Source organism: uncultured Tateyamaria sp. (assembly GCF_947503705.1).
GTDB lineage: Bacteria > Pseudomonadota > Alphaproteobacteria > Rhodobacterales > Rhodobacteraceae > Tateyamaria.
This window is the reverse complement of record NZ_CANNES010000001.1, coordinates 837,038-855,178: the sequence shown is the minus strand read 5'-3', so window position 1 is coordinate 855,178 and position 18,141 is coordinate 837,038. Positions and strand designations below refer to the sequence as shown.

Genomic DNA, 18,141 nt, shown 5'->3' with positions numbered 1-18,141 from the left:
ATGGATTTTCTGCGTCTTGACCCAACCGACACTGTCGTGACCGCCACCCGCGCCTTGCAAGCGGGTGTGCCGATTGAAGGTTTCAAAACCCGCGCCCTGATCCCCTCGGGCCACAAGATCGCTGCCTGCGACATGGCAGTGGGCGACGTGGTGCGTAAATACGCGCAAGTGATCGGCTATGCCGCAACACCAATTCTAGCAGGCGACCACGTCCACACGCACAACGTAGAGTTCCGCGCCACTGATGCGGCCTATGAATTCGCCACGAACCTGCGCCCTGTCCCCGCGGGGACAACCGACACCTTCATGGGCTACCGCCGCGAAAACGGGTCGGTTGGTACGCGCAATTACATCGCCATCGTCACTTCGGTGAACTGCTCTGCCACCGCCGCGCGAATGATTGCCGCGCATTTCACCCCCGACGTCCTCTCCGACTATCCCAATGTCGACGGCGTTGTCGCATTTGTTCACGGCACCGGCTGCGGCATGGCTGACAGCGGCGACGGGTTCGAGGCGCTGCAACGCGTCATGTGGGGCTATGCCCGGCATCCCAATCATGCGGGTGTTTTGATGGTGGGTCTGGGCTGTGAGATGAACCAGATTGACTGGTTGCTGGACGCCTGGGGGCTCAAGCAGGGGCCGCTTTTCCAAACAATGAACATCCAGTCTGTCGCGGGCCTGCGCCGGACGGTGGAAAAGGGTATCGAGAAGGTGGCGGCGATGCTGCCGCTGGCCAATGAATGCACCCGCGAACCCTGCCCCGCGTCCGAGTTGAAAGTGGCCCTGCAATGCGGCGGTTCGGATGCATGGTCAGGGATCACGGCGAACCCGGCCTTGGGTTACGCAACGGATCTTCTGGTGGCCCAAGGCGGCACCGGTGTACTGGCCGAAACACCCGAGATTTATGGTGCCGAACACCTTTTGACCGCCCGCGCCAAGGATCAAGCCACGGGCGAGCGTCTCATTGATCTCATCCGCTGGTGGGAGGACTATACCGCCCGCAACAAGGGGTCGATGGACAATAATCCGAGCCCCGGCAACAAGGCCGGGGGGCTGACAACGATCCTTGAGAAATCCCTCGGCGCTGCGGCCAAGGGGGGGACGACGCCCCTGACGGGTGTCTACAAATACGCAGAGATTGTGCGAGCGCGTGGCTTCACCTTTATGGACAGCCCCGGCTATGACCCGGCGTCGGTCACGGGCCAGATCGCGGGCGGGTGCAATCTGGTGTGCTTTACCACCGGGCGCGGCTCGGCATTTGGCTCAAAGCCCAGCCCAACGATCAAGGTCGCGACGAATACCGAAATGTACAATCGCATGACCGAAGACATGGACGTGAATGCAGGCGCCATGATGACTGACGGCGTCACGCTGGAGGAAAAGGGGCGCGAGATTTACGAACTGTTTTTGCGCGTGGCCTCGGGCGAGATGAGCAAGTCGGAAGCGCAGGGCCTTGGAGATTACGAATTCGTGCCCTGGCAGATCGGTGCGGTCATGTGATGGAAACCCTTAGTCCGGCGCAAAAGGCGCATTTCGACGAACACGGATATCTGCTGATCGAAAACCAGGTTCCGGCCGATTGGTTGACCAAAATCCGGGACGAGATCGCGCGGTTCGAGGGCGAGGCCGCGACCATGACCGCCAGCAACGACCGCCTGGATCTGGAGGACAGCCATAGCGCCGAAGACCCACGCCTGCGCCGGATCAAGCTGCCGCACATGATTTCGGATGTGATGCGCGAATTGATGTATTCGGACCATGTTCTGGCCCCGGCCCGCGATCTGATTGGGCCAAACCTGCGCCTGCACACCACCAAGCTGAACATGAAATCAGCCGGGTACGGGGCCGCCGTCGAGTGGCATCAGGACTATGCGTTTTACCCGCATACCAATGACGACATTCTGGCCATCGGGATTTGCATCGACGATATGGCCCCGGAAAACGGACCGCTGATGGTTTATCCCGGCAGTCACAAAGGGCCGGTGTTTGACCACCATGTCGATGGTGTCTTTGCCGGCGCACTGTTGCCCGAAGAAAATGGGCTCGACCCCGCTGATGCAGTGCAACTGACTGGCCCTGCGGGTTCGATCAGCATTCACCATGGGCGGATCGTGCATGGCTCTGCCCTTAACACCAGCGACCGTGCGCGGCGCATCCTGTTCTATGAGATGATGGCGGCAGATGCCTTTCCCATCATGGGTAGCATGACGAAATGGGACGGGATCGCAGATTACAACTCGCGGATGTTGTGCGGTGAGCCGACCCTGACGCCCCGCCTTAAGGACATTCCCATTCGCATCCCGCAACCGCAACCGGATGTACCGATCTCGATCTACGAAATTCAGAAGGGCCTGAAAAAGCGCGCCTTTGACACCATTCCCTTGAAGGAGACATAACATGAGTAAACCAACAATCGGATTTATTGGCCTGGGGCTAATGGGCGGTGCCATGGTCGGCCGCTTGCAGGATCAGGGCTATGACCTGACCGTGATTGCAAATCGCACCCGGACCTATGTGGATCAGGCCGTCGCGCGCGGTGCGACCGAGGTGACATCGGCCAAGGCCGTGGCCGAAGCGTCGGACATCGTGATGCTGTGCATGGATACGTCCGCGAATGTTGAGGCACGGATGCATGGGGATGAGGGCGTGATCGCCGGGCTGAAACCCGGCGCGATTGTCGTTGATTTTGGCACATCGCTGCCCGGTTCCACCCGCGCTTTGGGTGATGCGGTTGCGACGGCAGGTGGCCGTTATCTCGATGCGCCTTTGGGACGGACACCCGCCCATGCGGTAGACGGCTTGCTGAACATCATGTGTTCGGGCGATGAAGGTGCGTTCGCTACCGTACGGCCCGTCCTGGATGATCTGGGCGAAAACGTGTTCCATCTGGGCGCGCTTGGGTCGGGCCACACCATCAAGCTGATCAATAACTTTTTCGGGATGACAGTGGCCAATGCGATGGCCGAAGCCTTTGCCATGGCCGACGTGGCGGGCGTGGACCGCAAGGACCTTTACGACGTTATGGCGGCCGGACCGCTGAAATCGGGAATGATGGATTTCGTCAAGGGCTATGGCGTGGACGGCGATCCGAACCAATTGGCCTTTGCCATCAAGAATGCGGCCAAAGACGTGGGTTATTATTCGCAAATGGCATCAGACGCGGGCATCACGTCGATCATGTCAAAATGCGCGCTGGCGGCCCTGACCGAAGCCCGCGACGCGGGCCGGGGTGACGACATGGTCTCGCAAATGGTCGACTTCTACGCCGACAAGTTCAAAGGGTAAGACATTGGCCATCGCAGCCCAAGCCACGCAAGATCGCGCCTCGCTTGGGATTGCGATGACATTGGCCGCTTATGCGTTCTTTTCGCTGGTCGATACGTCGGTCAAGTGGCTGGTTCTGGCGGGGCTGCCGGCGTTTCAATTGGCGTTTATGCGGTATCTGCCGCATTTCATCATCTCGACCGTGCTGCTTTTGCGCAAGGGCGACGGCTGGAACAGCTTTCAATCGGCGCATATGGGGCTGGTCCTGTTTCGGGCCTTTTTGCTGGCCTCGGCCACGCTGTTCAACTTTATCACCTTGAATTATCTGTCTCTGACGGTCACCGGGTCGATCATGTTCTCGACGCCTATCATCGTCTGCGCCTTGTCCTGGCCTCTGCTGGGTGAGCGGGTGGGGCCGTGGCGGTGGTTTGCGATTATCTTGGGGTTCATGGGGGTTTTGGTGGTCATCCGGCCCTTTGACGCGGACTTTCATTGGATTGCCTTGCTCAACGTCTACAACGCGTTTTCGCTGGCGCTCTATTCGATCATCACGCGCAAAATCTCGGGCGTGGTGGCTGCGGAGACGATGCAGTTTTACATGGGGGCCTTTGGGGCGATCACGTTGTTTCCCTTTGCCTTTTGGGTCTGGATCCCACCCGCGAACGGGCTGGAGTGGTCGCTGATGATTGCGCTTGGCGTCTGGGGTTGGGCCGGTCACGAGGTATTCTCGCGGGCGCATTCCTATGCTCCGGCCAACACACTTATGCCTTACACGTATAGCTTTTTGCTCTACCTCGCGGTGGCCAGCTATATCGTTTTCAACGACGTGCCGGATGGCTGGACCCTGATTGGGGCAAGTATCATCGTGGTGTCGGGTTTGATCATTTGGCGGCGCACCGCCAGGAAGGAAACACCATGAAAGTTGCCGCCATAGGCGAGGCGATGATCGAATTGTCCATAGACGGCGACAGCGCTTCTGTCGGCGTTGCCGGGGACACGTTGAACACCGCCATTTACTTGAAACGCTGCGCGCCCGATCTGCACGTCGATTATGTGACCCGTTTGGGGGTTGAGCCGTTTTCCAACAAGATCGCAGACTTCATTGCCGCCCAAGGTGTCGGGACCGCCGCGATTGAGCGTGATCCGGATGGCACGCCTGGCCTTTACGCCATCACCACGGATGCCGAAGGCGAGCGGTCATTCACCTATTGGCGCGATGCGGCGGCGGCGCGGTCAGTATTTATGGGTGATGATGCGCCTGATTTTTCGGGACTTGCCGGATATGACGTTTTGTATCTGTCGGGCATTTCGCTGGCCATTCTGCCTCACGCGACGCGGCTGGCCTTGATTGAGTGGCTGGCAGAGTTCCGGGGCGGCGGCGGGCGCGTGGTTTATGACAGCAATTATCGCCCCCGGTTATGGGAGGATGCCGCCACCGCCCGTGCCGTGAATGCTCAGCTGTGGGCGCTCAGCGATATTGCCCTGCCCTCGATTGATGATGAACAGGCGATGACGGGTGAAACTGGCGAAGAGGTGGCCCAACGCTTCGGCGCGATAGGCAGGACTGGCGCGTTGAAGCGGGGGCCGGTTGGCCCGCTGTGTTTGCAGACGGGTACGTCTGGCCAATACGCTGCCGCAACCCGTGTGGTGGATACGACCGCGGCGGGGGATAGTTTCAACGGCGCCTATCTGGGCGCAGTGTTGACCGGTCAGGATCAGGCGACCGCTTTGCGTGCAGGCCATGACCTGGCGGCCCGAGTGATCGGGCACAAGGGCGCGATCCTGCCTGCCTAGTTTGCGCCGATGAGCACGCGCAGGGCTGTTTCTGGATCATCTGTTGCGCACGCGCTGGCCAGCGCATCGACCATCGGATCATCAAGTTGCCTGCCGGCCGCAACCTCTGCCTGGACAAAGTGCAACCAGGCATCAACGGCAGCGTTCAGCGCCGGGCTGGCCTGGCCCTTGCGGTCCGCCATTGTGGCAAGGATGCGGATGGGGAGCTTTTGGCTCCCGTCCATGGCAATCTGGCGCAGGCGGTGATTCAGGTTGGGGTTCTCGAACCGGGTGATGAGGGCGTCGGCATAGTCGGCGGCCTGCGTCTGGACTTGTTCGGGCAGGGTCGTCGCCGCCTCTGCCATGATCCCGCGCGCACCCGCCCGCAGGACGGGATCAGCAATCGCCTCGTGCACAAATTCATGGCCCCGCAACGTGCCTGCATAGGCCAGATAGGAATGCGCCCCGTTCAGCATCCGCAGCTTGCGCATCTCGTGCGGGGCCACGTTCTGTACCCATTGCACGCCGGGCCAGTTGGGGCGGGGGCCTGCAAATTCATCTTCGATCACCCATTCGGTGAAAGCCTCGGTGGGGACGGCCATCGGGTCTTGGGCTTCGGCCCGGATGTCGTCTGTCGTGGCGGGCGTGATCCGGTCAACCATGCAAGAAGGAAACGCCACGTCGGGCGGAATGGTGAGGCTCGCGGCATCGGCAAATGCAGCGACCGCCTGTCCCAGCTTGCGCCCGTTATCCGGCAAGTTATCGCAGGACAGAACCGTCACGGGCGTTCTGCGCATCGCTAGGCCGCGGGCCAAAGCGCCTACGGGCGTGACCGCACCACCGCGCAAGTCATCTTGGATCGCCCGGTCGGACATGTCCAACGTGCCGTCTGGCCCCAAGCGATATCCTTTCTCGGTCACGGTGAGCGTGATAACCGAGATGGCCGCATCCGCAATCTCGGCCAGGAGAGCGCCCGGGTTCTCGGCCACGACAAGCATCCGGTCCATGCACGTGATCCGGTTGATTTGCGTGCCTGCGGCGTCCTTGATCACCAGAGCGTAGTTATAGCCGCGCGCAGACAGACGGTCTCGTATGTCAGGCGATCGGAAACTGACACCAGTGATCCGCCAGCCCGGGCACGATTGCGTGTACCAAGCGTGATGGGCGCGAAAGAAGTTGCCGACACCGAGGTGCAAGATGCGCTGGGTCATGCGCCCAACCGATATGTTGTACGAGCCAGATCGGTGGCGAGCAGGTGCGCCAATTCTTCGGCCGTGGTGACCGAGAAATACCCGCGCCCCACCTGCTCTGCCAAATGAAGGCCAACGGCGCGCCGCCACAGATCGTGCCGCGCAGGAATTGACAAAAAGGCACGCGTGTCATCGTTGAAACCCGCCAGATTCCAATACCCCGCCGTCTCGACGACCTGATCAAAATAGCGCGCAATGCCCGCAGCACTGTCATGGAACCACCAGGGAGGCCCAATGCGCAGGCACGGCCAATGCCCGGCCATTGGGGCCAGTTCGCGGGCGTAAGTGGTCTCGTCCAAAGTAAAGAGGATGAGGGTTAGCGCAGGGTTGTTACCCACCCGGTTCAACAACGGTTCAAGCCCCCTGACCCAGTCGACGGCGATGGGAATGTCGGCCCCTTTGTCGCGGCCAAACCCATCCAAAACGGCATGGTTCGTGTTCCGCCTGCTGCCTGCATGAAGCTGCATGACCAGCCCGTCCTCGATCGACATTTGAGCCATCTCGATCAGCATATGGCCATGAAAGGCATCCGCGTGTGTCATATCCCCGGCAACGAGTTGGTCGTAAACTGCGGCGGGCGCGTCGAGCCAGCAGGTATTTGGTACTTCGATGGCGTGATCCGTAGCGGTGGCCCCCATTGCCTTGAAAGCGGCACGCCGGATGCGCAGCGCCTCAAGATAGCCCGCGAAACCCTGCACATCCTGCCCGGTGATCCGGCCCATTTGCGCAACCGCATCGCCCCAGTCGGGGCTGTTGGGATCAAGGACGGCATCGGGCCGGAAAGTGGGCACGACCCTGCCCTGCCAGCCGGATTGACGGATGGTTTCATGGTCATTCAACGGATCAAGCGCGCCATCCGTGGTCGCCAGAACGTCAATGTTAAACCGATCAAAGAGTGCGCGGGGGCAATGCGCGGGGTCTTTGAGCCAATCGTCGATATGATCATAGATGGCGGGGGCCGTATCAGGCCCAAGCGGGATGTCGCACCCAATCGTGTTTTCAAGAACATAGGTCATCCAACCGTGACTGGGCGTGCCCAGAAACAAGTGCCAGTGATCCGCAAAAATCTGGAAGATGCGGCGCGCGTCACGCTCTGCCGTCGGCACGCCAATGCCCAGATCGCGCAAGCTGATCCCTTGGGAATAGAGCATCCGAAATACATAGTGATCTGGGATCACCAACAGCTCTGCCGGGTCGGAGAAAGCAGCATTATGCGCGAACCATGCCGGGTCGCAATGACCGTGTGGTGACACGATGGGTGCATCCTTGACTGCCTCGTAAAGCGTCGCCGCAACCCCTGATAATTGCCTGACCATATCTGCCCCCGTGATTTGCCGCCAACCTAGCACGAATGCCCCTTGGCGCATCTGTAAAATACCGCCAAGCTGGCGCTTGGGAGGACAGTGATGAACGTGCTGATGATCGGGATGGGGATGGTGGCCCAGACCCACGTGATGGCCTTGCGCGACAACACGTCCAGCCTGCGCCTTGGCGCCGTTTTGGGACGGGATGCGGCGCGGACTGAAGCGTTTTGTGATGAGGCTGGCCTCATGTTGGGTTATGACGTCGCAGCACATGTGTCGTTGGATGATGCCTTGGTGGCGCGCCCTGATCTGGCCCTCGTTCTGACCCCACCCAATGCCCGGCTCGACTACGCCCGAAGTTTGGCCACCGCCGGTATTCCAACCCTGTTCGAGAAACCGCTGGAGCGGACGATGGACGGCGCGCGCGCGGTTCTGACCTGCTTTGAAACGGCGGGCGTTCCAATGGCACTGTGCTTTCAACATCGCACTCGAGCAGCGGCACAGGCGCTGAAGGCGCAACTGGATTCAGGGGCGCTTGGCGAGGTTGTGCATGTCGAAATGCGCGTGCCGTGGTGGCGTGACCAGAGTTACTATGACGTGCCCGGTCGCGGAACTTTTGCCCGAGACGGCGGTGGGGTGATGATCAATCAGGCGATCCATACCCTTGATCTGGGGCTTTGGCTGGTTGGGTCGGTGGTGCAGGTGCAAGCGCTGATGCGCACCAGCCCGTTGCACCGGATGGAGGCCGAGGATATCGCCGTCGGCCTTTTGGAATTTGCCTGCGGAGCGTCGGGGGTGTTGAGCGCGTCGACGGTGGCCTATCCCGGCGGCGCCGAGAGCATCAGCATCACGACGACGCGCGCGCAAGTGACCCTGGCCGGTGATGACCTGACGATTGCCTGGATGGATGGGCGCGTCAGTACGCATACGGATGGCAAAGGTGCCGCGACTGGCGGTGGCGCGGATCCCATGGCCTTTACTCACGCTTGGCATCAGGCCGTGATCGAAGGTTTTGCACAGGCTGTGAGAGCGGGCACTGCTCCCTTGGCTACCGGGCACGAGGCACTCCATGTCCACGCCGTCATAGGCGCGATGGAACGCGCCGCCCGCACTGGAACCAAAGCGGAGGTCGGATCATGAGCATCGCCTTTGTAGCCCTTGGTCTGGATCACCGGCATATCTATGGGATGACTGAAAACATGGTGCGGATCGGTGCTTGCTGCCTTGGATATTGGACCGAAGGAAGCCCGCAGCCCCTTGAAGGGTATGTGAAAAGGTTCCCTGATCTGCACCGGTTTGAAACCCTGGACGCTGCTTTGGCGGCGGGGGCAAACCTTGCGCTGGTCTCGGCCATTCCCGCAGATCGGGCCGCACTGGCGATCCGCGCGATGCACGCCGGGCATGATATTATGACGGACAAGCCGGGGTGTACTGACCTTGCACAACTGACGGCCATCCGGGCCGCGGTGGCGGAAACAGGGCGCATCTGGTCCATCAATTTTTCTGAGCGGTTTGAGGTGCCTTGTGTGACGCTCGCTGACGACCTGATCGCGGACGGGGCCATTGGTCGCGTTATTCACACAACCGGCCTTGGGCCGCATCGGTTGAACCGTGCAACCCGCCCGGACTGGTTCTTCGAACGCGACAGGTACGGTGGCGTATTGGCCGATATCGGAGTGCACCAAATTGACCAGTTTTTGCACTTCACCGGGTCAAAGACAGCACAGATTACCATGGCTCATGTGGCCAATCATGCCAATCCAAGCGATCCCGGCTTGCAGGATTTTGGCGAGATCGCGCTGCGCTCTGACACGGCGTCGGGGTACATTCGGGTGGACTGGTATACGCCGGAAGCGCTGCCCAATTGGGGCGATGGGCGACTGACCTTGTTGGGGACGGACGGCTATATAGAGCTGCGCAAATATGTCGATGTGGGCGGGCGCGCGGGTACGGATCATCTGGTGTTGGTGAACGGATCGCGCTGTGAAACCATTGACGCGCGGGATGCGGGCCTGCCCTATTTCGACCGATTGGCCCACGATATTGCGCACCGGACAGAGACGGCGATGCGGCAAAGCCATTGCTTTGAGGTGATGGAACTGGCCCTGCGGGCGCAGGCCATGGCAGAGGGGCGGTCCACATGATCCGGGTGGCGGTTTTGGGCGGCGGGATCGGGGCGCAGCATCTGGACGCTTATCGGGCACTGCCCGGATTCGAAGTCAGCATGTTGGTTGATCAGGATCCTGCCCGGCTGGCCGCGCTAGCGGTGGATGGCATCCGCGGCGAGACGGACCTTGAGGCCGCATTGAACGCGGATGTGGACCTCATCGATATTTGCCTGCCGCCGCACCTGCATGCCCCCGTGACCATTGCTGCCCTCAAGGCAGGCAAACACGTCATATGCGAGAAACCTTTGGCCACATCGCTGGCCCAGATTGATGCGATCCGTGGCGCAATGGATGCCGCCGACCGGCATGTTTTTCCCGTGTTTCAGTACCGGTTCGGGACTGGCTCTTCCCAATTGCAGGCGTTGCGCGAAGCAGGGCTATGCGGTGCGCCGCGTATGGCGGCGCTTGAGACGCACTGGAATCGTGGCGCAGAGTATTATGCAGTGCCGTGGCGTGGAACATGGGCAGGTGAGCAAGGCGGTGCAATTCTGGGCCATGCGATCCACAGCCACGATCTGCTGTCGCACTTCATGGCGCCAATCTGCGCCGTGACCGCCCGGCTCGGGACCCTGATCAACCCGATTGAAACCGATGACAGTGCGGCACTGATCTTTGACCTTGAGGGCGGTGGATTGGCGACGAGTTCGGTCACGCTGGGTGCGGCACGGGATGAAACGCGACTGCGTTTTGTCTATGAAGACCTGACGGCGACGTCGGGTACGCTCCCGTATGCTCCGGCGGAGGGGAAATGGACATTCACAGCGCGCGACCCCGAAAAACAGAAGGCCGTGGATGCAGTGGTTGCGGGTACTGTGCCCCGATTGTCTGGTTTCGCCGGGTTTCTGGATGAGGTTGCAAGGGCCCTGACAGACCAACCCAACCGGGCGGTGGGTTTGGACGATGGCGCGGCATCCATAGCGCTGGTCACAGCCATCTATCAGTCGCATCGCAGCGGCGCGCGCGTCGTCCTGCCGCTGTCTGCAAACAGCCCGCTTGGGCAAGGATGGCAACCATGATCGAATGCTGGCGCTGGTTTGGCCCTGATGACCCGACACATTTGTCGGACCTGCCGCAAGTGGGTGCAACTGGCGTCGTCACGGCGCTGCATCAGCACGCACCCGGTTTGCCTTGGACCGACGCGGACATCTCTGAGCGCAAGGCGATGATCGAGGCGGCTGGGTTGAGCTGGGAGGTTGTCGAAAGCTTGCCCGTTTCGGAGGCCATCAAGACCCAAGGCCCTGAGATGGCCGACCATTTGCGCCACTACGTGGCAAGCATGGAGGCGTTGGCGCGACACGGGGTTTCGACGATATGCTATAACTTCATGCCGATCCTCGATTGGACACGAACGCAAACCCATGCACCTCAGCCTCATGGGGGCACGGCGATGCGCTTTGATTTGACCGATTTCGCAGCCTTTGATCTGCATATCCTGCAACGCCCGGGCGCGGTCGACGACTATGCGGCGGCGCTTCAAGACGCAGCAGCAATGGCTTTTGCGGACATGAATGATACGGCACGGGATCGTCTGACCCGGACCGTCATTGCGGGCCTGCCCGGTGCCAATGACGGATGGACATTGGATGATGTGCGTGCGCGCTTGAAGACCTATGACGGCATCAACGCAGCGCGCCTGCGTCAGAATCTGATCGACTTCCTGAGCGAGGTGACTCCGGTTGCCGAACGGCTGGATATGCGTCTGTGTTGCCACCCGGACGACCCGCCCTTTTCCCTATTGGGCCTGCCGCGCGTGATGTCATCGGCCGATGATTACGGCCACGTTCTTGACGCGGTAGATACAGTCGCGAATGGAGCGACCCTGTGTACCGGATCGCTGGGCGTGGATGCCAGTTTCGACGCGCCTGGTTTCGTCCGCAGCTTTGGCCCGCGCATTCATTTTGCCCACTTGCGAAATACCAAGCGGCTGCCGTCGCCCGATCCGGCCCGCCCCGGATTCCTGGAGGCCCCGCATTTGGAGGGAGACACAGATATGGTTGCCACGATCGCCGCCTTGATGGACGAAGAGGCCCGCCGGCGCGCAGAAGGTCGCGCCGATCATGCCATCCCGATGCGCCCCGATCATGGTCAAGAGTTGCTGGGCGATCGCGACCGCGAGAGCTTGCCAGGCTATCCCCTGATCGGGCGGATGCGCGGGTTGGCCGAGCTGCGCGGTATCATGGCCGCCGTTGAGGCGCGGGCATGATGCGCATCGGTGTTGCAGGAGCCGGGTTGATCGGCAAGCGCCACATAAAGGCGATTGGCCGCGTGCCGGGCGTTCAGTTGTCTGGCGTACTGGACCCCGCCGTTACAGCGCCAAGCGACCTACCCATGGTGGCCGATATCGAGGCGTTGGCAGCCTGTTCTGATGGCGTAATCCTCGCCGTGCCAAACGCGTTGCACAGGCCCATGGCTGTTGCGTTGGTCAAGGCACATTGCCCCGTGTTGGTCGAAAAGCCATTGGCAGGGACAGCCGCCGAGGGGGCCGAGATGGTGAGCGCGGCCGACCGCGTTGGGGTCCCGTTGCTCGTTGGGCATCACCGCCGCCACAACCCGTTGATTGCCAAGGCCAAAGAGATCATTGACAGCGGTTCGCTCGGGCCCATCACAGCCGTTCATGGCCACTGTTGGCTGCCCAAGCCGGATCGCTATTATGCCAATGCCTGGCGGCAGGGCGCGGGGGCCGGGCCGCTCTTTATCAACCTCATTCACGACGTGGATGTTTTGATGCATCTGTGCGGACCGATTACCGAAGTACAGGCCTTTGAAAGTAATGCCATCCGGGGCGCGGAAGCCGAAGAGGTCAGCGTGGCCATCCTGCGCTTTGCAAGCGGTGCGCTGGGAACCGTGAACCTGAGCGACGTGTCATTGGGCCCGTGGAGTTGGGAGCTGACCGCCGGCGAAAACCCGGCCTATCCGGCAACCGATCAAAGCAGCTATGTGATCGGGGGCCGCAACGGATCGCTGGCCTTGCCGAACCTGACGCTGTGGCATCAGGAGGATGGTCCGGATTGGTGGGCCCCGATGTCGACCACCCGCGTGCCTTTGGATCAGGTCGATCCGCTGGAAGCGCAGATCGCCCACTTTGCGGATGTGATAAGGGGCGATGCACAGCCTATCGTGACCGGTCAGGACGGGCTGCGCGCGGTGCAGGTGGTCGAGGCCATCAAGCAAGCCGCCCAAACCGGGCAGGCCGTCGCAATCGACACCTGATTTTTCCCTCTCGCCCCATTTTAAACCTGTGCTAGCCTTTTGCTGCGTCATCCGTCGGGGTGCGCCGCGATACGGCAGGGGGTGTCTTTTGGACCTGCCGGGCGCCCGCGTATGGTGTGAAACCCCGTCAATGACCGTAACACGAGAGAGGAGCAGCTGATGACGTCAGTTGGTGTTGTAGGATTGGGGGACATGGGCAGCGGGATTGCCAGGAACCTGATTGCAAATGGGTTTGAAACCTGGGGCCGTGACCTGATCGCAGACCGTCACCGGGCCTTTGGCGAGATGGGTGGCCAAATGGCCGCGAGCACGGCCGAGGTGGGCCGGAATGCGCAATACGTCTTTGTTATGGTGATGAAAGGGACCGAAGCGCATGAGGTGATCCTGGGTGAGGGTGGCCTAGCAGAAACGATGGCCCCCGGGGGGACCATTCTGCTGACCTCGACCATCAAACCGGCCGAAGCGCGGACAATAGGGGACGGATTGCGCGGTTCTGGCCTGCATCTGATCGACAGCCCGGTGTCGGGGGGCTACCCCGGCGCACAGGGCGGAACGCTGACGTTGATGGCGGCCGCCTCCGATAACGTGCTGGGCGACGCAAAACCGGTGATGGAGGCGGTGTCGTCCTCGATCCACCATGTGGGCACCGCACCTGGCGATGGGCAGGTTGTGAAGGCCTGTCTGCAATCACTCATCGGTTCAATCTTTTCCGCCACGTTTGAGGCGGCAGCCCTGGCCGCCAAGGCGGGGGTGCCGGGTCAAGTCATTCTGGACGTGTTTTCAACCTCGTCCGCCGGATCTGGCATCACCAATAACGCGCTGGAAAAGATCATTGATCGCCAGTTTGAGGGCACCGGCAGTCACATCAACACAATGCACAAGGATCTCACCATTTCGATGGCTTTGGGCGAGGAATTGGGCGTGCCCCTACACACTGCCGCCGCAGCGATGCAGATTTTTCATGCAGGCCGTACCCGCCATCCGGAGGGTGACAATTGGGTCGCGACCCGCGTGATCGAAGAGATCGTAGGCGCAGAACTGCACCGCGACGCGGCCAAGGTGACGCGATGAAATTGGGTGTGATCTGTGATGGGATCAGCCGCGATCTGCGCCATGCCGTTGATGTGATGGATGACTTTGGCCTCGACTATGCCGAGTTGCAATTTGTGGGCGACACCGAGGTGGGCGATCACAGCGCGCAGGAGGTGCGAGAGATTGACGCCCTCCTGCGGGATCGGGGCAAGCCCGTCAGTTGCCTCAGCCGCCATGTCTTTGCCGGGATGACTGTTGCCAACCGCCCGGGTGATGCCTTGCATCAACGGCATATGGACGCGCTGAGGCGCGTCATTGACATGGCCCATGTGGTAGGCAGCCCTTTGGTGCGCATCATGACCCCGAAGAAGGAGCAGATCCTTTGGGGCGCGGGCGGGGCGGAAAAGTGGAATGTGGCCCATGGGGCCTGGGACAGCATCCTGCCCCTGATCGCACCCGCAGTCGAATTGGCCCGGACTGAGGGCATCACTTTGGTGGTTGAGACGGGCAATGGCACGATGGTCAATTCCAACGCGACGGCCCGGCGGTTGATTGATGACCTCGACGCCAGGGATGCCCTGAAGGTTCTGTGGGATCCTGCCAACAATTGCTGGTGTCACGAATTGGCGTACCCTGACGGTTATGAAGCCGTACAAGGCGGCTATCTGGGGCATGTCCACATCAAGGATGTGAAGGTCGATACGCCGCGCGCCACGCTGGAGGTACGCGAGATGGGCGAGGGGCAATTGGGGCCGCTGTTTCAGCCAATCGCGGACGCCTTGCGCACGGATGGCTATAACGCCGTGGTGTCACTCGAGAGCGTTTATCACCCCGGCAACGGTAATTTTGAGGCCGGATTTCGCGCGTGCATTGACCGATTCAAAACCATCTTTGGGCCCTGAACCAACACGAGACTGTGCTCACGGGGTGCAATCGCGGGCACCCACCCTCATATTGCGCTTGATCGCCCGGCTGGTTAGGCACGTTGGCATCCACCTTTAAGGACCAAGCCCATGACCACGCCCGCCCTTTTGCCTGCTTTGGAAGACCTGCGCGTTGCCGTGATTGGCCTGGGCTATGTCGGGCTGCCGCTGACGGTCGAGTTTGGCAAGAAACGTGACACTGTGGGCTTTGACCTAAACGCGGGTCGTGTTGCCGAGTTGCAGGCGGGACGTGACAGCACGGGCGAGGTCGAGGATGCCGCATTAGCCGCCGCTCAACACGTGCGGTACACAACGGACCTGGCCGATATTGCCGACTGCAACGTCTATATCGTGGCGGTGCCGACGCCGATTGACCAACACCGCCAACCCAATCTGGAGCCGCTGTTGTCCGCGTCGCGGATGATCGGGTCAGTCCTCAAACGCGGCGATATCGTCGTTTTTGAAAGCACGGTTTATCCGGGTGCCACCGAGGAGGATTGCCTGCCTTTGGTCGCCGCAGGCTCTGGCCTGATCCTGAACACGGATTTCTACGCGGGCTACAGCCCCGAGCGGATCAATCCGGGCGACAAGACGCGCCCCCTGCCCAAGATCGTCAAAGTCACGTCCGGATCGACCCCAGAGGCGGCCCAGCTAATCGACGCGCTTTATGGCACGATCATCACGGCCGGCACCCATCTGGCCCCGTCAATCCGCGTGGCCGAAGCATCAAAGGTGATTGAGAACACCCAACGAGACGTGTCCATCGCCCTGATCAACGAGTTGTCTATCATCTTTTCCCATCTGGATATCGACACAAACGCAGTGCTGGACGCCGCGGCCACCAAGTGGAACTTCAACCGCTTGTCGCCCGGTCTGGTGGGCGGCCACTGTATCGGTGTTGACCCCTATTATCTGGTGCACAAATCCATCGCCGCAGGCCATATCCCCGACATCATACGTATGGCCCGCGAGATCAATGATGGGATGGCCCGTCACGCGGTGACCCTTTTGATCAAGAAGATGATCCAGAAAGAGGCGCGGGTGAAAGGGGGGCGCGTGCTGCTCTTGGGCCTGACGTTCAAGGAGAACTGCGCCGACACCCGCAACACCAAAGTGCTCGACATGCTGGACGACCTGCAAAGCTATGGTTTGAGCGTGGATATGTTTGACCCGTGGGCGGATCATGGCGAAGTGCGAGACGTCTATGGCGTTGAAATGACGGTGGATATGCCCGCACCTGCTGGCGATTACGATGCCGTTGTTCTGGCGGTGTCTCATGATCGTCTGGTGGCGCTGGGGGCCAATGGGTTGCGTGCCTATCTTGCGCCCAACGGCGTATTTTTCGACATGAAGGCGGTGTTTGATCAGAGCGAAAGCGATTTGCGTCTCTGATGGCCTAGGTGTTTGCCAGCTGCACGGCCTTGTCTGCGGCAATCATCCCCGATTGGATCGCCCCCTCGATCAGACCACCATGGGATTGCGCGACCTCCGCCCCGGCAAAAAGAACACGAGCATGGACTGTTTGAGACAGTTCAGGTGCGCCGTACGGGGGATGCCCCGCAGGCGGAACTTGGTCGGCAAGGGTCGCCGTAAATGGCTCTTGCGCCCAATCCATGATCCTCAGCGCTTTGACATTTGCGGCTTGTGGGCCAAAGAGCCGGATTAGTTGCGCAAGCGCAGCCTCGCGCAAGGCACTTGTGTCTTTGCGTTGATCAGCGGGCCATCCCACAAAACCGAAAAGGGCGTATTGGCCCTTTTCGGGGTCGCTTTGGTCGGCAACCTCGACCAGCGGCCCGAGTTGGCTGACGGCGCTGCCCGAGAACCCCGCGTCGCGCCAAAAGGCACTGTCGTAAACGGCCACCACTTTGGCATGGGCCGCCATCCAGGTCGGCCAGCGCGTCATGGCTTGCGTCAATGCGAGGGGCCATGGCGGCGTAACGTTCCAAGTGGCGGCGACGGGCGGCGGCGCGGCGCAGATCATCGCCTGTGACGTCCAGGTGTCGCCAGTTTGTGTGGTGACCGTTACCGTATCCGTGATGTCGGCTGTATGCACGGCCTGGCCCAGTCGTACCGTGCCCGGAGGCAGTTCTGCCGCGATGGCCTGAGCCAGCGCGCAAATTCCGCCCCGCACGCGAGCCGCGTCGCCATAGCGCGCCGGAAATAGGCCTCGTTGAATACCCTCTGCTGCCTCATAGACAAATGCACCCTCCTCGGATTGCGGCAGCGTTTCGAGACCCAGATCGCTGATGAGAGCCATCACCTGCGGCTGTACCGCGGGCCAAATCCACGCGGGGCCCAGATCGACGGCGCCTTGCCCCGCTGGCAGGACGAGCGCCCGCCCTCCGATGCGGTCGCGCGCCTCGAGCACGGTTACATCTGTGCCGAGGGCAACAAGGCGGCGCGCAGCTGTCAGGCCCGCGAGACCCGCGCCGATGACATTGATCCTGGCTGTGCTCACGCTGTGATCATTTGCGCCAAGTGACCGGTTTTCACCCAAATCCTTGCACCGTTTGGTCCAGCGGTGAGCGATGTTCTGGTACCCGGCGGCATGCGCAACCAATCGCGCGGCCCAAGGACTTGTTCCGCCTCGGTGATCGTGCCCTCAAGCACCAGTATTTCCGCGCCACCCTCGACGCTGAGCGTATGCGTGACGTCACGCTCCCACCGTTCCGTCAATACGGTCTCTGTCGCATCCCGAAACAGGAGGCCCGTTGCGACCCCAGAACGCGCCGGATCGGCCTTGAGAACAAGTGAGTTCATGTCGATACGCACGTGGGTGCGATCTTCGGGAGCGAACTGCCACAGTTTGACAAAGATCGTGGCCCCTGGCTCAGACTTGGGCGTGTGTCGAGAGGTCGGCGGATTGCGCACATATGTGCCGACGGGAAAGTCGCCGGCCTCGTCCTGAAACACACCTTCGAGCACTATGTATTCTTCGCCGCCATCGTGGGTGTGCGGGGCAAAGGCGCTGTTTGGCGCGAACCGCACGATGGTTGTGGCGCGTGCCACCTCTTCACCGATCCGGTCGAGCATTTTGCGTTCCACCCCTGCGCTAGGGGAAGCGCGCCAAGGATTGTCTTGATCCACCACACGAACTTTTTGGGTGAAATCGGCGTTGAGCTGCATTGGTGCTGACCCTTCCTTTTGCGTTGCCTACCATTAGATAGGTAAATAGCATTGAATCGCAATCCTGTTATTGAATTTATACGCATGAACT

The 18,141-nt window shown here is 60.9% G+C and carries 17 protein-coding genes; 13 read left to right on the top strand and 4 right to left on the bottom strand.

What is annotated here, in order from left to right; translation table 11 throughout:
• The 5 genes from Q1A44_RS04230 to Q1A44_RS04210 are packed head-to-tail and all read left to right on the top strand — an operon-like array spanning nucleotide 1 to nucleotide 5,058.
• Nucleotides 1-1,500, top strand: a complete 1,500-nt coding sequence (locus Q1A44_RS04230; RefSeq protein ID WP_299620130.1) for a UxaA family hydrolase — start codon at nucleotides 1-3, stop codon at nucleotides 1,498-1,500.
• The gene (locus Q1A44_RS04225) at nucleotides 1,500-2,396 is read left to right on the top strand and encodes a phytanoyl-CoA dioxygenase family protein (protein ID WP_299620127.1); all 897 of its coding nucleotides are present in this window, start codon (nucleotides 1,500-1,502) and stop codon (nucleotides 2,394-2,396) included. The genes Q1A44_RS04230 and Q1A44_RS04225 overlap by 1 nt, the downstream gene beginning before the upstream one ends.
• Nucleotide 2,397: 1 nt before the next feature.
• Entirely contained in the window at nucleotides 2,398-3,285 is an 888-nt protein-coding gene (locus tag Q1A44_RS04220) for an NAD(P)-dependent oxidoreductase (protein WP_299620124.1), read from the top strand.
• A 4-nt stretch (nucleotides 3,286-3,289) separates the two neighbouring features.
• Nucleotides 3,290-4,183: a DMT family transporter gene (locus Q1A44_RS04215; RefSeq protein WP_299620121.1), complete on the top strand. Its 894-nt coding sequence runs from the start codon at nucleotides 3,290-3,292 to the stop codon at nucleotides 4,181-4,183.
• Entirely contained in the window at nucleotides 4,180-5,058 is an 879-nt protein-coding gene (locus Q1A44_RS04210; RefSeq protein WP_299620118.1) for a sugar kinase, read from the top strand. The genes Q1A44_RS04215 and Q1A44_RS04210 overlap by 4 nt, the downstream gene beginning before the upstream one ends.
• Here the strand turns inward: Q1A44_RS04210 and Q1A44_RS04205 are convergent.
• Together Q1A44_RS04205 and uxaC are read right to left on the bottom strand one after the other, a co-directional pair.
• On the bottom strand, nucleotides 5,055-6,248 hold the full coding sequence (locus Q1A44_RS04205; RefSeq protein WP_299620115.1) for a mannitol dehydrogenase family protein: 1,194 nt from the start codon (nucleotides 6,246-6,248) through the stop codon (nucleotides 5,055-5,057). The two genes, Q1A44_RS04210 and Q1A44_RS04205, sit on opposite strands and share 4 nt — an antisense overlap.
• Nucleotides 6,245-7,603, bottom strand: a complete 1,359-nt coding sequence (uxaC, locus tag Q1A44_RS04200) for a glucuronate isomerase (protein ID WP_299620112.1) — start codon at nucleotides 7,601-7,603, stop codon at nucleotides 6,245-6,247. The genes Q1A44_RS04205 and uxaC overlap by 4 nt, the downstream gene beginning before the upstream one ends.
• 90 nt (nucleotides 7,604-7,693) lie before the next feature.
• Here uxaC and Q1A44_RS04195 point away from each other — a divergent pair, with 90 nt between their 5' ends.
• From Q1A44_RS04195 to Q1A44_RS04160, 8 genes are all read left to right on the top strand, one after another.
• A complete protein-coding gene (locus Q1A44_RS04195) occupies nucleotides 7,694-8,731 on the top strand; it encodes a Gfo/Idh/MocA family oxidoreductase (protein WP_299620109.1) in 1,038 nt (345 codons plus the stop codon).
• A complete protein-coding gene (locus Q1A44_RS04190) occupies nucleotides 8,728-9,735 on the top strand; it encodes a Gfo/Idh/MocA family oxidoreductase (RefSeq protein WP_299620106.1) in 1,008 nt (335 codons plus the stop codon). Before Q1A44_RS04195 ends, Q1A44_RS04190 begins: the two co-directional genes overlap by 4 nt.
• Entirely contained in the window at nucleotides 9,732-10,775 is a 1,044-nt protein-coding gene (locus Q1A44_RS04185; RefSeq protein ID WP_299620103.1) for a Gfo/Idh/MocA family oxidoreductase, read from the top strand. Before Q1A44_RS04190 ends, Q1A44_RS04185 begins: the two co-directional genes overlap by 4 nt.
• Entirely contained in the window at nucleotides 10,772-11,962 is a 1,191-nt protein-coding gene (uxuA, locus tag Q1A44_RS04180) for a mannonate dehydratase (protein WP_299620100.1), read from the top strand. The genes Q1A44_RS04185 and uxuA overlap by 4 nt, the downstream gene beginning before the upstream one ends.
• Nucleotides 11,959-12,969 (top strand): Gfo/Idh/MocA family oxidoreductase, encoded by a 1,011-nt coding sequence (locus tag Q1A44_RS04175; protein ID WP_299620098.1) that lies wholly within the window; start codon nucleotides 11,959-11,961, stop codon nucleotides 12,967-12,969. Before uxuA ends, Q1A44_RS04175 begins: the two co-directional genes overlap by 4 nt.
• 159 nt (nucleotides 12,970-13,128) lie before the next feature.
• The gene (locus Q1A44_RS04170) at nucleotides 13,129-14,040 is read left to right on the top strand and encodes an NAD(P)-dependent oxidoreductase (RefSeq protein WP_299620094.1); all 912 of its coding nucleotides are present in this window, start codon (nucleotides 13,129-13,131) and stop codon (nucleotides 14,038-14,040) included.
• The gene (locus Q1A44_RS04165; RefSeq protein WP_299620091.1) at nucleotides 14,037-14,903 is read left to right on the top strand and encodes a sugar phosphate isomerase/epimerase; all 867 of its coding nucleotides are present in this window, start codon (nucleotides 14,037-14,039) and stop codon (nucleotides 14,901-14,903) included. Before Q1A44_RS04170 ends, Q1A44_RS04165 begins: the two co-directional genes overlap by 4 nt.
• 111 nt (nucleotides 14,904-15,014) lie before the next feature.
• Complete coding sequence (locus Q1A44_RS04160; RefSeq protein WP_299620088.1) at nucleotides 15,015-16,316, top strand: nucleotide sugar dehydrogenase; 1,302 nt, start codon at nucleotides 15,015-15,017, stop codon at nucleotides 16,314-16,316.
• A gap of 4 nt (nucleotides 16,317-16,320) precedes the next feature.
• Here Q1A44_RS04160 and Q1A44_RS04155 read toward each other — a convergent pair whose 3' ends face one another.
• On the bottom strand, nucleotides 16,321-17,382 hold the full coding sequence (locus Q1A44_RS04155; protein ID WP_299620085.1) for an NAD(P)/FAD-dependent oxidoreductase: 1,062 nt from the start codon (nucleotides 17,380-17,382) through the stop codon (nucleotides 16,321-16,323).
• Nucleotides 17,379-18,050: a cupin domain-containing protein gene (locus tag Q1A44_RS04150; RefSeq protein WP_299620082.1), complete on the bottom strand. Its 672-nt coding sequence runs from the start codon at nucleotides 18,048-18,050 to the stop codon at nucleotides 17,379-17,381. Before Q1A44_RS04150 ends, Q1A44_RS04155 begins: the two co-directional genes overlap by 4 nt.
• Nucleotides 18,051-18,141 lie beyond the last annotated feature (91 nt).

Bases quoted from the DNA above. Each gene is read 5' to 3' on its own strand.
- Q1A44_RS04230 (WP_299620130.1), top strand. From the start codon at position 1: ATGGATTTTCTGCGTCTTGACCCAACCGACACTGTCGTGACCGCCACC.
- Q1A44_RS04225 (WP_299620127.1), top strand. From the start codon at position 1,500: ATGGAAACCCTTAGTCCGGCGCAAAAGGCGCATTTCGACGAACACGGA.
- Q1A44_RS04220 (WP_299620124.1), top strand. From the start codon at position 2,398: ATGAGTAAACCAACAATCGGATTTATTGGCCTGGGGCTAATGGGCGGT.
- Q1A44_RS04210 (WP_299620118.1), top strand. From the start codon at position 4,180: ATGAAAGTTGCCGCCATAGGCGAGGCGATGATCGAATTGTCCATAGAC.
- Q1A44_RS04205 (WP_299620115.1), bottom strand. From the start codon at position 6,248: ATGACCCAGCGCATCTTGCACCTCGGTGTCGGCAACTTCTTTCGCGCC.
- uxaC (WP_299620112.1), bottom strand. From the start codon at position 7,603: ATGGTCAGGCAATTATCAGGGGTTGCGGCGACGCTTTACGAGGCAGTC.
- Q1A44_RS04195 (WP_299620109.1), top strand. From the start codon at position 7,694: ATGAACGTGCTGATGATCGGGATGGGGATGGTGGCCCAGACCCACGTG.
- Q1A44_RS04190 (WP_299620106.1), top strand. From the start codon at position 8,728: ATGAGCATCGCCTTTGTAGCCCTTGGTCTGGATCACCGGCATATCTAT.
- Q1A44_RS04185 (WP_299620103.1), top strand. From the start codon at position 9,732: ATGATCCGGGTGGCGGTTTTGGGCGGCGGGATCGGGGCGCAGCATCTG.
- uxuA (WP_299620100.1), top strand. From the start codon at position 10,772: ATGATCGAATGCTGGCGCTGGTTTGGCCCTGATGACCCGACACATTTG.
- Q1A44_RS04175 (WP_299620098.1), top strand. From the start codon at position 11,959: ATGATGCGCATCGGTGTTGCAGGAGCCGGGTTGATCGGCAAGCGCCAC.
- Q1A44_RS04170 (WP_299620094.1), top strand. From the start codon at position 13,129: ATGACGTCAGTTGGTGTTGTAGGATTGGGGGACATGGGCAGCGGGATT.
- Q1A44_RS04165 (WP_299620091.1), top strand. From the start codon at position 14,037: ATGAAATTGGGTGTGATCTGTGATGGGATCAGCCGCGATCTGCGCCAT.
- Q1A44_RS04160 (WP_299620088.1), top strand. From the start codon at position 15,015: ATGACCACGCCCGCCCTTTTGCCTGCTTTGGAAGACCTGCGCGTTGCC.
- Q1A44_RS04150 (WP_299620082.1), bottom strand. From the start codon at position 18,050: ATGCAGCTCAACGCCGATTTCACCCAAAAAGTTCGTGTGGTGGATCAA.